Origin of the sequence: Methylorubrum sp. SL192, from assembly GCF_026672325.1 — a bacterium.
GTDB lineage: Bacteria > Pseudomonadota > Alphaproteobacteria > Rhizobiales > Beijerinckiaceae > Methylobacterium > Methylobacterium extorquens.
Genome location: NZ_JAPPQV010000003.1, coordinates 3,692,967 through 3,708,163, shown reverse-complemented (window position 1 = coordinate 3,708,163; position 15,197 = coordinate 3,692,967). Strand labels below are relative to the sequence as shown.

The 15,197-nt window shown below is 64.8% G+C and carries 5 protein-coding genes and 2 pseudogenes; 3 read left to right on the top strand and 4 right to left on the bottom strand.

The annotated features are described in order from the left end of the window. Positions 1–413: 413 nt before the first annotated feature. Positions 414–587, top strand: a pseudogene (locus tag OVA30_RS18150) (SOS response-associated peptidase family protein); the annotation flags it as partial. On the opposite strand, the pseudogene OVA30_RS18145 reads toward OVA30_RS18150, so the two are convergent. From OVA30_RS18145 to OVA30_RS18130, 4 genes and pseudogenes are all read right to left on the bottom strand, one after another. Beyond that, positions 581–1,189: pseudogene (locus OVA30_RS18145) on the bottom strand (helix-hairpin-helix domain-containing protein); the annotation flags it as partial. The pseudogenes OVA30_RS18150 and OVA30_RS18145 sit on opposite strands and share 7 nt — an antisense overlap. Before the next feature lie 463 nt (positions 1,190–1,652). Continuing rightward, positions 1,653–2,201, bottom strand: a complete 549-nt coding sequence (locus OVA30_RS18140; RefSeq protein WP_268176277.1) for a hypothetical protein — start codon at positions 2,199–2,201, stop codon at positions 1,653–1,655. Between the two features lie 338 nt (positions 2,202–2,539). Continuing rightward, the gene (locus tag OVA30_RS18135; RefSeq protein WP_268176276.1) at positions 2,540–3,070 is read right to left on the bottom strand and encodes a hypothetical protein; all 531 of its coding nucleotides are present in this window, start codon (positions 3,068–3,070) and stop codon (positions 2,540–2,542) included. A 460-nt stretch (positions 3,071–3,530) separates the two neighbouring features. Next, positions 3,531–4,739, bottom strand: a complete 1,209-nt coding sequence (locus OVA30_RS18130) for a PGN_0703 family putative restriction endonuclease (protein ID WP_268176275.1) — start codon at positions 4,737–4,739, stop codon at positions 3,531–3,533. A gap of 642 nt (positions 4,740–5,381) precedes the next feature. Here OVA30_RS18130 and OVA30_RS18125 point away from each other — a divergent pair. Both OVA30_RS18125 and OVA30_RS18120 read left to right on the top strand, forming a co-directional pair. Further along, on the top strand, positions 5,382–9,908 hold the full coding sequence (locus tag OVA30_RS18125) for a hypothetical protein (RefSeq protein ID WP_268176274.1): 4,527 nt from the start codon (positions 5,382–5,384) through the stop codon (positions 9,906–9,908). Positions 9,909–10,275: 367 nt separating this feature from the next. Then, positions 10,276–15,174, top strand: coding sequence for an ATP-binding protein (locus OVA30_RS18120; protein WP_268176273.1), 4,899 nt, complete (start codon positions 10,276–10,278; stop codon positions 15,172–15,174). The last annotated feature ends 23 nt before the right edge of the window (positions 15,175–15,197 follow it).

The following is a 15,197-nucleotide window of genomic DNA, read 5'->3' as shown; positions in this document are numbered from 1 at the left end:
CGATGCGAGCGCCCCCTTCTCGTTTCTGGGCCTGCCCCGCGTTGGTGGTGGCGACGGACGTCGTCACGTCGAACGCTGCCTCAGTATGGCCCCGTGGCGGAGGAGGCTGACCCGCAAGCGCGTGCGACATCTGCCCCATCCCTGACGAGGCAGATGGTTGCCGCAACGATCCGAAATCGCCCATATTTGTCAATTGCTTGCTAAGGGGCGGGGCAGAGGTTTGTGACTATACGCGGATTTTTCGTGGGTTTGGTCTTACGCGTGGCTTGCCGTGTCCGTCCCGTCGGGGATCGACCCGGCGGGGGACGATCATCCGCCCCCCGCCGGCGGGGCCATGGCTTCGGGTTGCTGGCCTGGGTTCGGGACGGCGACCACCTCCGATCTTGCCCGTCCCCGTTGATCCTACACGCCGTCTTGGGCCGGCCCACCGCTGCCTCGTGCCGGTGACGGCCTTCAGCGAGTACGCCGACACCAAGCCGCGCAAGAGGCCGGTGTGGTTCGCCCTCGACGAGGACCAGCCTCTGTTCGCCTTCGTCGGCATCTGGCGACCCTGGACGGGCGTGAGGGGGACGAAGGCCGAGAAGCCGATGCCGCGGATGTCTTTTGCTAGCTGGTAGGGATCCTCGGTCATCACCGCGATGGCGTCGTGGCCGTAGGCCTTGAAGATGCGCACCGCACGTGCCGTGCCGACGCCGTGGGCGTGCAGGAACAGCATGATCTCGCGCACGGCCTTCTGCTCGGCCAAGCCGGGACGATGCGGGCGGCACGCTTCGGGCCGATGCCGCCGACCTCGATCAGGCGGGCGGGCTCGGCCTAGATGATCTCGAAGGTGGCCTCGCCGAAGGCTGCGACGATGCGTTTGGCCATAGCCGGACCGATGCCGCACATGTGGCCCGAGGCGAGGTACTTCTCGATGCCCTCCACGCCGGTGGGAGGCGTGACCTTGAGGGTATCGGCCTTGAACTGAAGTCCGTGCTGGCGGTCGGTGTGACACGTGCCGGTGGCGGTGATCCACTCACCCGCGCCGGTGGCCGATGACGGGGACGAGGTCGCGCTTGCCCCGCGCCTGGACCTTCAGCACGCAGAAGCCGGTCTTGGGGCTGTGGAAGGTGACGCGCTCGATCGTGCTGGCGAGCGCCTCGACGGGCTGGCCGGATCGCGGTGCTGCACGGGGCGCGGCGCCTGACATCGTCGCCGGTATATCGGCATCGGGGCCGTACGCGGTCAGGGTGAGCCGTGCGCGGGCGCGACGAAGGGCTTGTCGTCCGGCGGGGCGAGCTGCAGCTCGTTGGCTGCCGTCGAGGCCGCATGTCGGCAGAGTGCCCGAGGTCAGGGGCGTCGAGTTTCAGACACTTGGCGGGCGGTGGATCGGCGTGAGAATGGAGATGGTCCGGGTCGGGTGGTGCCTGCATGCACGGCGCGGTCGGTTATGCGGAGCGGTCGCGTGCGCCCGCTCCTTCAGGCGCCGGAGTCAGTTGTCGGCGAGGTCGCTCAGGGCTTCCGTCAGGCCGTGGGGAGAGGCAAGATCCCGTAGTGAAACGTCGACGCTGCAGTTCGAGGCTACGCCGAACTGGCTCCTGCGTGCGGCGAGCATCCCAGGGACGGTGAGCGTCCCCGGGATGCCTGAATGCTCTATTGTGGGGCGGCTGCTGTTAGTCCGCCGACTCGCGCAGGATGCTGCTCTGCTCGACGAGGCGAATGAGGCGCTCCGTGGCCTCGAGCCAGAAGGTGTGCAGGTCGACCCGGCTCGTGTACCGCCACAGCATCGCGCTGTGATAGCCGATCCGAAGCTTGAAGCCTGTGGAGGTCGTCTTGCCCTCCCACTGACGCTTGTCGAGGTCCAGATGCAGATAGACCGGGTGCTCGTCCATCATACCTGGTACGGCAGATGTGTAAAACTGAATCTCCATGAAGTTGTAAGCACATAGCGTCTGGGGGGCCAGGACGTACGTGATGGGCTCTTCGTCCGTGCTGCCCTTTGTCTTCCAGATGGTCTCGCCTTTCGGTTCGGCGGAGAGGGAAACCAGTTCCTGGTCAGGGGGCACGATCCAGCGCTGGAACAGCTCCGGGTCGGTCCAGGCCCGATAGATCTCGTTCCTGCGTGCGAGCACGAATTGCTCGATCGTGAACGTGATGGCGGGCTCCGTAGCCTTGTACCCATCGTCGTTGAACGGCGGCAGTGGTGGTGGTGTGTCGTTCACAGCTTACCCCTGGGTTTCAGGTCTAAAGTTGCCGCAAGAGAGAGAGCCGCAGGAACACTGACTTATTTTCTGCGCAGTCTCTGCTGCCTGCTCGCCCGATATATTCGGCAGCTGTTCGCGCGAGCATGCGGACGCTGGGTGATTTTCAGTCGTCCTTCGCATCGTTCTGAGTTTTCGCGCCTCTCGGGCCTCGGAAAGGCGGGGCGAGCTGCAGCTCGCAGGGTTCGCCTGAGGCGGCATATCGGCAGAACGTCCGTGGTCAGACGCGCCAAGTTTCGGACACTTGGCGGCGCGCGGATCGCTGCGAGAAAGGCGATGCGCCTACGCGGGTGGTGCCGTCAGGTACGGTGTGGTCGATGGTGCTGCGCCGTCGCATGCGCCTGCTTCTCCAGGCACCAGAGCCAGAGGTCCGCGAGTTCGCTCAGGGCGTCCGTTAAGTCACGCGGCCACCAGGGTTCGGGCACGAAGTGGAAGGAGAGGATCACGCGGGTGGCGATCGCCGGTCCCGGCTGGAGAAGCGGGCTCAGATCAGCGGTCAGCACGAAGGTGTGCGCCCCGCGAACGTCAAGGACGGCCTCATCATCACCAGTCTCGGCCGTGAGGCGCAATGTCGAGAGATATCGCGTTTGGAGGCGGCGGCGCTCGGTAGTGCCGCTCTGTGGACAGCTGAGCGTTACCGCGCCGCGACCGTTGGGGGCCGGATCGAGGTTGATCGCGATTGAATGGCGTCGGCGCTGTTCTGCTGCCGACGCAGTGAACAAGCTTGGGTGACGCAGGATCCACGCGAGATAGTGCGGGGCGGCATCAACGCGGCGGCTTGTCGTGAGCGTGGTGATGAAGCGGCTGTGATCGTCGTGGTCGAAATGCATGAAGGGGCGCCCCGTGGGAGGGACGCCGCACCGGGTGCTGCTGCAGCGGTTCTGGTAAGGGCGCAGAATTTAGTAGCACCTGCTGCTAGCAAGCGCATAAGTACAGACGAGGTAAGTCGTGTTCGCGGCAGAGCTCCGGCACGGCGCCGTCGATCGAAGCTGCTTTATCTAAACTACAGGCGCCTGCTTTGATAGATTATACCTCCACATGAGTCGTATAGAGCCATCAAGGCTTCACGCTGGATAGCAGGATCTCCCAGTGTGTGCGCTGGCCTCGCTGTACGACGAAGCGGTCTGGCCGCGGCCGGTAGTTCGTGTGTCGGCTTTGCGCATCTTCGGCGGCGGTGGCGCGGCCCAACATGAAGGCCCGGCGCGGTGTTCGGCTGCGCCGGGGACGAAGCGGTGGTGTGCGATCGCCAGTGTAGAGCGGGGCGGGCGAACCGAAGTGGAGGGGGCCGTGTCAGGCGGGGCGGGCAACCTGCTTGGAGAATGGACTGGTTGCGTGCGGTCGGCTTCGCCGCGTCAGCAGCTTCGAACCCGCCGGTATGTCGGTGGTGGTCCTCGCGGTCGGTGCGGCGGCGGGAACCGGTCCGGTCGTGGGCATGGCCGCGAGTTCGAGTTCACCGTCGACGAGCCACCAGTCCGTGTACCGGCGGTGCAGCGCGCGAGCATGGTCCGGGAGGCCGGCTGTCGCTATCGCCACGAACGCATGCTCCAAGGTTGTGGGCACGAATGGGATCGGGCCAGCCTGTGGGTCGGCGAGCTGGCGCGTGTAAGTTGCCGCCGCCGCATGCGCGAGTTGGTTGTGGGTCGGGGCGATGAAGGCCAGCGTCGCTTTGTCCGCGAGACCGGCCGTGAGCATGGCGCTCGCGAGGCAGTGCTGGCGGAAGAGCTGCTGGCAGGCGGGGCCGGTGAGGGTCGGGTCGTCCGGATCCACGAACAGGTCGGGGGTGGTGCGGGCGATCTGCGCATGTCGCGGGTGGGGTGGCGGCGCGTGCTCGTGGCCCACCTCGCTATATTTGACCTCCATGGCGACGATGGCGCGGGCGCCGGTCGCGTCCCGACCGCGCAGGACGATGTCGAAGGCGGTGCGGTCGGCGGTGAAGCGGGGGGCGCCTCGCCCCGGCGAGTGCTCGAACAGGATGTCGGTGACCTCGGTCAGAGTCCCGGGGAGCAGTTCGGCGACGAACCGGGTGGCGAGTGCGAGGTCGCAGGCGAGTGGGCCGAACAGGTTGAAGGCCAACGGCTGTGAGGACAGCAGGTTGGTCTTCAGCCGGTCGACGTCGTAGGCAGCGCCCGGCTCGCGATACGCCAGGGCGCGGGTGACCACCGGGACGATGTCCGGATGAAGGAAGTTGCTGCCGAGTGCCCCGGCCGCGGTCGAGATACGTGAGCCGAGACGGCGTGGACGGTGCGGTTCGCGGCGGTCGAAGTGGGTGCCGATCGCCAGGCCGCGGTCCTCGCGCCAGAGCGCCTGCATGAAGCGGGCGGCGGCCTTGAAGCGGTGGTCGGCGGGAACGAAGACGCAGTGTCGGCGACGGGCGGTCTCGGGGATGAGGGGCACGCGGTCGATCAGGCCGAGGTCGCTGGGGTCGAGGATCGTGTGGCCGGCGGTTGCAAGGGGGGCGGGCTCGTCCGCGGCGGGCGGCAGGGGGGCGGTGATATCCATCGTGCGGGTCCTGGGTCACGGCCGCGGTGGTGCGGCTGGACTGGGTTCCCGGAGGAGGCAGCGGGATGAACGACGAAGGGGACGACGCGGCGTGGCTCCCGACCACACCAGCAGTGCGCATGACCGTAATCCGTCTGATACTTCGGCGTGGTCGCCGGTCGAGGTGCCGGTCCACCAGGAGGCGGTCGCAGCCATCGTCGTCCACGTCGGCGGTGGTACGGCAGGCACGCTGGCGGGTGTCGGCGTAGGGGTGGTAGGCGCAGGTAGCGCACCACCGCCGCCACCCGGCTGGCTGCGTGAGCCTCGTCCCTGGTCTGGCTGATGTTTTCGCGAAGATAGCGGGTCGGACAGCCGGGGCGCACTCGCTGCGCTGCGTCAAAGCGCCGTCGCTCGTTCTGAGATGCTCCATGAGCGGAAGTTGACCCGTCGTCGGGTGGTGGACCGCAAACAACTCGGGCGCCGTCCTGTCCAGTAGTGAGCGCGCCTCTGCGCCAGTCGGCCGCAGAACTTGATGGCGATCTCTGGAATCGGCGCCCACAACGCGGCGAACCGTGCCAGGATGTCCAGCTGGAACGAGAAATTGGTAATTTCGGACGAGCAGTCCTCCCGCTATACCCTAACGTCGAGTGTTTCAGCGTGCCAATGTCGTCTCCCGAGATCGATTTCCGAGCCATCCGTCCGCACCACGGCAGTCGGCACAATGGTTTCGAGGAAGTCGTCTGCCAGCTAGCAGCGCTAGACACACTGGCCGGCATGCCCTTCCATCGGAAGGGGATCGGCGCGGATGCAGGCCTAGAATGTTACCGCGTCGAGCGTGACGGCTCGGAGACGGGCTGGCAAGCGAAGTACTTCTTCGAGTTTGGAAGCGGAGAGGCGGGGCAGCTTACAGAGTCCTTCAACAATGCCGTCGATAAGCATCCTACGCTCGCGCGCTTCGTCGTCTGCCTTCCGTTCGACTTTTCCGACGGACGCGTGGGCAAGCGGAAATCGGAGCGCGATCGCTGGGACGACTGGAAAGCGGCGCGAAAGGTGTCAATCGCCCCACGTGTCGTCGAGATCGAACTCTGGGGCAGCTTCCAGCTCACGGAGCGGTTGTCGCGTAACGATCCACTCCATGTGGGACGTCGTACCTACTGGTTCGACATCCCACACTTCAGCATCGAATGGATGCGGGATCGCTTTGCGATCACGCGCGCGGCGCTCGGCCGACGATACTCGCCTGAACTCAACGTCGAGCTACCCATCCGCCAGAGTCTGGTGGCGTTCGCGCGCGATCCCGATTTCGTCCGCACGCTTCTTGATCTAGCTGACGATGTCGACGAGTCACGGCACCGCGCGGTCGACCGCATTCGCGACGTCCTCGGAACGCCCTATGACGACCTGCTGGTATCGCTCCGTGAAGAGGCGGCCGCTGTCTCTTCATCCATCCGAAAAGCCCCGCTCGGCCCGACCGACCCTATACCGCTTGCCACTTGGCGAGCTTTGGCCTCTGCCGCGATCGCGACGCTCAACCGCTGCTCGACAGTGATGTGGGACACTCGCCGCAAGCCCGGCGGCGAAGGTGAGGCTGCTCGCAGCGGCATCCACTTCGCCGAACGACTCCGCGAAGTGCTCGACCGCGTGGTCGAGGTGACCGCGGCGGATGGGATTAGATTGGCCAACACGCGGCGCTTGCTGCTGACCGGCGAGGCCGGAGTCGGGAAGTCGCATCTGCTCGCCGACGTGGCGGAGCATCATATCGGGCGTGGCTTTCCCGCGGTGCTCGCGCTTGGCGCGGCGTTCGGGGACGCCGATCCCTGGCGGCAGATGTCCGATCAGCTGGGCCTCATCGGCATGCCGCCGGACGCGATTCTCGGCGCACTCGACGCCGCCGCCGAGGCGGCCGGGGCGCGGGCGCTTGTGATGGTGGACGCGCTTAACGAGCGCAACGGCGTCGCGGTCTGGTCCGAACGCATTGCCGCGTTTCTCGCCACCGCTGACCGCTTCGCGCACGTCGCGGTGCTGGCCTCGTGTCGGACGACCTTCGTCCCATACATAGTACGGGACCTCGACGAGGCCGCGTTGCCGCGGCTCGCGCATCCTGGCTTCGCAGGAAAGGCGACTGAAGCTGCCCGACGTTACCTAGACCAACGCGGGATCGTACGGATGGCCGCCCCGCATCTCGCCCCCGAGTTCGAGAACCCACTTTTCCTACGCACTTGCTGCGACATGCTGGAGCGACGCGGCGAGCGCGAGCTGCCGCGTGGCATCGCCGGCGTTTCCAGCATCTTCGACTTCTACTTCAGGGCAGTGATCGATACCCTCAACCGGCGCATGGGCCTGGAGCCTCGGCTCAAGCGCGCCGAGCGTGCGCTCGATGCGATAACGGAGGCGATGGTCGCGGCGGCTATCGGCTACCTCCCTCTCGACACGGCTATATCTATCCTCGAGACAATCCACCCGTCCGCCGGACGCGCCGAGCAGAGCCTGTGGTCTCAGTTCGAGACAGAAGGGGTGCTGGCGGTCGAGCCGATGGGGGAGAACGGTATCATCGTCGAGATGGTGCGATTCACCTTCGAGCGATTAAGCGACCATCGCATCGCCCAGCGCCTGCTCGAAACTCATGTCGGGCGGGACGATCCCGAAGACGCCTTCGGGTCCGGTGGGCCACTCGCTCCATACGTGGTCGGCTCAGATGCCTACCGTTTCGCTGGGGTGGCCGAGGCTTTGGCCGTCCAGCTGCCGGAGCGATACGGAGTCGAGTTGATCGACGTCGTCAAGAATAGAGGTGCGCAGTGGGAACTTGTGCACGGCTTCCAGCTGAGTCTCCTTTGGCGTCGCCAGGACGTCTTCACCGAACGTACCATGGAGTTGGTCAAGATTTGGGCTGACGCAATTGGGGGCGACGCGGTTCTTGAGACCATACTCTCCGTCGCCACTGAACCTAGAAACCGCTTTAATGCCAGCGACCTTCACAGTCGGCTCCAGTCGTTGTCGCTGCCCGAGCGTGACCTCCAGTGGTCAACCCGGGCCGCGAACCTAGCTGAAGAGGGTGAGGGTGCAATCCAGACGTTGATCGAATGGGTCCTTGTAAACGGATTGGAGGAGATCGAACCGGAACGTGCGCAGTTGGCCGGGATCACACTCGCCTGGCTGACCAGTTTGAGCCATCGGTGGGTACGCGACATGGCGACCAAGGCGCTCGCCACGTTGCTCGTCGATCGTCGCGATCTTGCCGCCTCACTGGTCCGTTCGTTCGCTGACGTTGGTGATCCCTACGTCGTGGACCGCGTACTCGCTGCCTCCTACGGCGCAGCGACCCGCCGCACGGGCAGCGATGGCCTTGCCGAACTCGCTCGAAACGCCTTCGCGGCCGTGTTCGCGCGCGATCCGCTACCGGTTCACGCACTGGTTCGCGACCACGCGTGCGGCATCATCGAACTTGCCGCCTATCGAGGTGTCCTGCCGGACGACGTCCCACTTGACCGCGTCCGCCCACCCTACCTTCGCGGAGAGCCGCTCGAGGAGGTCGGAGAGGAGACGATCGATGGCTATCTTGAGGACTATGGTAAGAACCGCTTCCGCGATCAGATCTGTAGTTCTGCGGTCGAAGACGGCGACTTCGCTCGCTACGAGATCGACTCGCTGGCCGGCCGCTTCTTGTTACTTTCTCGTGAGGAACATGGCCGTTCGATGCGCGAAATATACGAGGAATGGCACACGAAGGCCATCGTGCCCTTTCCCAAGCGCCAAGCTGCACTCGACCGCGTAATCGAAGTAGCTGGGCGATTGAATAGTATGCCCACTAGATTTGATCTATGGACTTTCAGCTCTGGCGCGGATGGGGAATTTGATGCGCGCCGCGCTTTAGAGGATCAACGCGACGCCGCGATTGCCAAGCTTGAAGCCCTTTTAACAAAAGAGGAGTTGCTGGAATTCGAGATCCGCGCGGCCGGCTTCCTACGAGGTCGCATGTGGGACGAGCAGGCAGCGGCTTGGCACCCAACCTACGCTGGCATGTCGGCTCGCCGTTGGGTCGCCTGGCGCGCGCACGAACTCGGCTGGAATCCAGAGCGATTCTCAGATTTCGACCGCCGGGTCCCGAGCGGCGGACGCATGGAACATCGAATCGAGCGAATTGGTAAAAAGTATCAGTGGATCGCCCTTCACGAGTTAGCCGGACGGCTGTCAGATATTGCTCTCGTCGCCGGCAGTTTCCGAGATGAACCCGTGCCTTATCGCGGGCCTTGGCAAATCAGCGCGCGCGAGATGGACCCAACCGTCCTCGTCACCCGCACGAAGGAGTCCGTCTCAAATCGGCAATCGGCGACTTGGTGGTCGCCGCACGTCTCGCGCTGGCGCGACGATCCACCAGAGGCACGCATCGCTTGGATGGAAGACGAGACGCGAGATCTACCCGACCCTGTGTCGCAGATTGACGTTGCCGACGCAGGCGGCCGACGCTGGCTGGTACTCGATACGACTGTCAGCCGCAATCAATGGTGTATGGTCGATGGTGAGCGCGTGATCCACCGCATGACCTGGCATAAGGTCAAGTCGATGCTCGTCTCTCGTGGCGACGCAAATCGTTTGGAAGCGTGGCTCGCTCGATCGGATCGGGACCGTAGGGAGCCGACCGAAGTCGAGATACCTAGTGGCGGCTATCTCGGCGAATATCCATGGCACCCGGCCTTCGCTAACATCGACGGCCTCTACCATCTTGGCGACGGGGATACTGTGCCTGTTGAGGCAACTGTTGCCGATTGGTACATAGAGCGTTCGGGTCATAACTACTCAATCGAGGAAAGCTTGAATTTCACGGTTCCGGCACCCGCGCTGATACGAGGGCTTGGCCTTCAGTTGGTGGAGGGCCGTTCTTTGGCCTACTCAGATGCCGCTGGTCGCATCGTCTTCAAAGATCCTTCAGTCGACGAACCCGGTTTTAGCGCGGCCGTCGTTGATCGTGATGCGATGCGGGCTTTCCTTGAAGCGGGGACTTCAGAAATTGTGTGGACTTTCACCGGCGAGAAGAGTGCCCACGGAGGAAGGCCTCATGGCAGCGGCTGGGGCGGGGAGCTGAACTACTGGGGTATCTACCGATTCGACGGTCACTCGGTCCGCGGCGCGCTCAATTTTGAGCGTCGTCACGCGAGCCGCGGGCAACTCACAGAATTCCTAAGCAACCCATAGTATCAAGCTATCTTAGCTGCGGCTGCTCTGGTGTCATGAGTGCTACGCGTCAATGCCAACGGCCTCCTGATGTGTCTTGGCGTTGTATCATCTGCACCGATCCCGGTCCGGAAGCTGTTACCGCCTGGTGCGAGGCGCCTCGTGCAGGGCGGGGCGGGCTCGGCTCGCGCCGCGGCATGGCCAGCCGGCCTGGGCTTTAAGATGGCCGCCGGGCGACCTGAGGTTGAGATTGCTCGCCGTAGTACGGAAGAATGGCGCGAGGTCGATCGCTTAATGCCGCATCAGCTTGTGATGTCGGTGGCATGCCCAGTGAGGGCAGTATTTTTACGGAGCGCACTTGGCTAGCAAAGCTTCACCGACATCTAAAATGCGCGCCGGTGGCCGCGCGACCGAAGCTGGCATGGATTTTCAGGCTGAGGTCGGCACCTGGCTTGCCGCCCATTTGCTGGCACGGATGCCAGTCGGCGGGCGCTTCGGCCTCGGCAACACCGCCTTGCCAATATCCATCCAGCTTGAGACCGGAGACGGGCTCGACGACATTCGTCTGGATCAGGACGATGCAAGCCGCATCGACCTGCAGAGCAAAACCAACGCCGGGCTAGATACGAGTCCCACGAGCCCACTCGGCAAGACGATTAGCCAGCTCGTTGCCTTCATGATCAACGCCCGCGCCGCCGGAATCGCCTTCGATCCGGCGAAAGCGCGAGCCGTTCTCGCGGTTGCCGCAAATGCGCCGCGCACGCTCGACACGCTGGAGCGGGGATGCCGTGCGTTCGATCTCGGTGGCAGCTGGACGACGACGAAGGCCGGACGGTCTTCAGCAGAGCGCGACGCGCTTAATCTATTCCAGACGCATGCGCAGACTGCATGGGCGACGCATTCAGCCACGCCGCCGACCGACGTCGAACTGGCGATGATGGCGCGGGTGTTCCGCATCGTCCGCTTCTCGATGAACGAGGGCGAAGACAATTGGCGCGAAGCTTCGCGCCTGCTCGGTGCACGGCTCTACGGTGCCGAAGCCGCTGGCGACGCGCCTTTGCGCGGGTTGAAAGGCATCATCCGCGGCATGATCGGCAGCGGCGCGCCTGCGGATCGCGCTGGCCTGCTGCAAGAGCTTCGCAGGCTCGGCCACAATGACATCGGCGCCGCCGACTACACCGCCGATCTGGAGTGCCTATCGACCGCGACCGAGGCCGAGCTTGCGCGTCTCGCCGGACACACGTGCCTGCCGATCGCCGGCGGCATCCCGATCGCGCGGGCCAGCGACGGACCGCTTGGCGCCGCGGTCGATACAGGCTCGCTGATCGTCATTGGCGAGCCGGGCGCCGGTAAGACCGGTGGGCTGGTCGCGCTGGCTCAGGCGTACCGCGCGACGGGCGATACGGTGGTGTTTCTCTCGGTCGACCGCTTTCCAGGCGTCGCCATCGCCGCCAATCTCCAGTCTGAGCTGGGGTTGGCGCATCCGCTGACCGAGGTGCTCGCCGCGGCGCCCGGCGCTGGGCGCAAGCTGCTCATCATTGATGCGCTCGATGCCGCGCGTGGCGGTCCGGCGGAAGGCGTCTTCGCCCAGCTGATTGAGATGCTGGGAGCCTCAGCGCCGAACTGGACCGTCATCGCTTCGATCCGCACGTTCGACCTGCGCAACGGTCGGCGGTTCCGCGACGCCATGCCCGGTTCGCCGCCGGATTCGGCCTATGCGGAGTCGGGTCTTGCAACCGTGCGGCATTTCCAAGTGCCGCGGCTTGTGGACGAAGATCTTGACGCCGCCGGCGTCGCCTCCGCCGATCTGGGCGCATTGCTTGCCGCCGCGCCCGGCCAGCTGCGCGACCTGCTGCGCAATGTCTTCAATCTCTCGCTTACCGCGCAACTGCTCGCCGATGGCGCCAGCCCCGACAGCATCCGAACCGTTGCCACCCAGTCCGACCTGATCGACGCCTATGAGGATCACCGGCTCGTCGGCACACCGGCGCATCAGGCCGCGGCCGCGACGGTCGGCGCGATGGTTGTGCGGCGCCGGCTCGCAGTGCGCAAGGTCGTCGTCGGGCACGATCAGCTCGATGCAGTCATTCAGACCGGCGTGCTCGCCGAGGCTAGCGATCTCGTCAGCTTCTCTCATCATGTGCTGTTCGACCATGTCGCCGGCCGCTTCTTCCTCGAGTGGGACGATCCCGCGCGGCTCATTCCGCAGCTCGGCGGCGACAGCTCGATCGCGCTCATGCTCGCGCCCGCGCTGCGCTTCGCGATTGAGCGGCTGTGGCGCCAGGACGCTGAGGGCAAGGCGCAGGTCTGGCGCTTGGTCGCCGACATCTACGCCAATCCGGCGGTCGATCCGGTGCTCGCCAATGTCGCGCTGCGCACCGCTATCGAGCGCGTGGCAACGCTGACCAATATCGCAGGGCTGGTCGAGCTGATCGCGGCTCGTCCCAATGACGAGGCGCTGGCAACGATGCTCTCGCGGCTCGCCCGCTTCGTCGGCCTGGCGGGTGATGCTGCCGGCAGCATCGTGCCGGACGAAGCGCTCGCCTGGGCGACGGTCGCCGACGCCGCGATCAGGACAGGCTCGCGCGACCTTTCCGACGCGACACGCTTCCTGCTCTACACCTTGTTCGACAAGAGCGACATTGTCGAACCCGCACTGCTCGAAGTTTTTGGCCGCGCCGCGCGTGCGCTGCTCGCCTTTGCTTGGGCCGCCGATCCGCCGATGCAGCAGACGGCGGCAAATGCGATCCGCTTCGTCGGCAAGAGCTTCGCGTCTAATCCCGCCGCGTCGCGGGCGCTGCTCGACCGGATGCTCCGCGATCCGCATTTCTCGACCCATGCCGACAAGGAAGCGATCTGGCTTTCCGAGCAGATCATGCCGATCGCGAGAGCCGACGCCAATTTCGCGATCGAGATCTACAGCGTGCTTTACTCGCGCGACATCACCGACGGCAGCACCTCGTTCATGGGCGGGCAGGCGAGCCGGATCATGCCACTCTCGTCAAACCGCAGCCAGGACTACCGTCACTGCCGCTACAATCTGGGTCGGCGAGTCACACGCCTGCTTGAGTTTTCGGTGCTACTCGGCACGCGCGCGATCGTAGAGGCATCGCTCCGTAACACCGATCGCGCGATGCCCTTAGGCGACTCCCGCAAACAGGTCGTCATGCAGGGCCGGGCGCCGTTCGACCTGCTCGGCCACGGTCATGAGTATAAGGCCTGGGATGACATTGAGGATCGCCGCGGCACACAGGACGACGATGTGCTCGCACAGCTCGTCGCGCATCTGCGCAGCTGCTCGCCTGCCGCCTTCGCCGACACGGTCGATGCGGCCGCAACCGGCTATGCCGGGCCGGCGGTGTGGACTCGGATCCTCGGCGTCGGCGCCGAGCGAGTCGGCGAGGTCGCCGACCTACTGTGGCCGTTCGCATGCAACATCACGATCCTGGCGCATGGCGACATCGTACGCGATGCCGTTCGCTTCTTAGCCGCGGTCTACCCGTCGGGTTTGCTTTCCAGGCGGGCGGCATTCGAGAACGAAGCGCTCCGGGTCGGTCTATTTGCGGATGAAACCGAGCAGCGCTGGTGGCGCCGTACGCTGAGCCGCTTCCTGTCGCTGGTCGATGCGGACGCGATCGCGACCGATCCTATGCGTGCGCTGCGCGAGGAACTAGTGGCGGCGGACGAACTGACCGGCAATCCGCCGACGCGTTCGATGTCGCTGCGCTGGGGATCCTCGCGCGGGGTCGCGCGCGGCCTGCTCGCTGACGAAGGCGTCGATGTCGAGGAAGGCGTGGACGCGCAGATGTTGTCCCAGTCCGAGGAGCTCAACGAGAAAACGGAGGCCATGTCCGTAAGCAGTGGCTGCACGGCGCTCGCCGAGCTCTGGGCGAAAGTGTCGGCGACGATTGCGTTCTATGACGCTCAAGCCGATGCGCTGCATGAAAAGGTCGAGCAGCCGGTCTGGGGGCATGTCAGCAATGCTGTTGAACGCATCGCCAGTGCGAAGGCCTATGCGCCCGGGGTCGATGGCATGCCGCCGATCGAGGAACTGCTCGAAGTGTTGCGGCGGCTTTGGGCGAGCCGCTTTCCGGAGGCCAGGGAAAAGGACGAAAACTCCAGCCTGAGCTGGGGCAATTGGGAGGTCCGCGTCTTTGCTGCCAAAGCCTATGTCTCGCTTTCTGACCGGTTCGGCAAAGATCATGTTGAGATCGTTGACATGATCGACGCGATCCTCGCCGACCCGGCGCCGCAGGTCCGTCTCCAGGCGTCGCAAAGCCTGCAGGTGCTGAGTCGCATCGCACTCGGGAAGATGTGGGCGCTGGCCGAGCACGTCGCGCGCGACGAGCCGCACATCGAGGTACTGAGCGCCTTCCTGCACTATGTCATCTGGCGCTTAACCTGGCACGATGTCGAGAAGTGCAAGGCGATCATCGAGATCGTGCGGGCTCGCTGCGAGGCGGTCGAGCACGATGACAAGCCCAGCCGCGACAAGGTAGCCGAACAGCTCGGTGGCCTGACCGCGCAGCTCTGGTGCTGGCAGGAAGAGGCGCTCGCGCTCGAATGGCTCAAGACCGGAGCCCGCAGTCCCGCCGCGCACCGCGAGTTTCTTACCTCTTTTCTGTCGATGCTGCGCGGCGCGTTCTACGCCCGCTATGCGAGCGGTGAGCAGCGCGATGCAGGGCTTGCCGATCGCGCGCAGCAAGCGGCGATGGTCATCCTGGAGGCGTGCTCGGCGGCTGCGGAAACCAGCCATGCCGCGGTGACAGGCGGGACTGTCGAGGGCGCCGAGCGCGATACCGCCATTGCCAACTACAGGGCGGCGGAATCGGTGATCGGCCACCTCATGAACCAGCTCTATTTCGGCTCGGGCGCGCATGCCGACAGTCGCGAGGCGGCGGTCGGACTCATGTCAGCCGACACCATGCACCGGTTCCTTGTCGATTATCGCCCGATGCTCGCTCTACTGGCGGCCTCACACGAACCTTCGACACACCATCATCTCGTGCAACTCTACGAGTTTCTGATCCCCGGTGATCCGGCCGGCGTGTTCAACGCGCTCTACGCGCTGCTGACAGGCCCAGCCGCGCGCGAGGGCTATCATCACGAAAGCCTCGCCGCGCCAGTCATCGTACAGATGATCACCCGCTATATTGCCGACCACCGCTCGATCTTCGAAGACGACACGCGCCGCGCCGCGCTCGTTGAGACCCTGCGCCTGTTTTCAGACGTTGGATGGTCAGACGCGCTGAAACTTCTCTACGAACTTCCCGACCTGCTTCGCTAACGTTAAGCCGATCTCCCGAATTT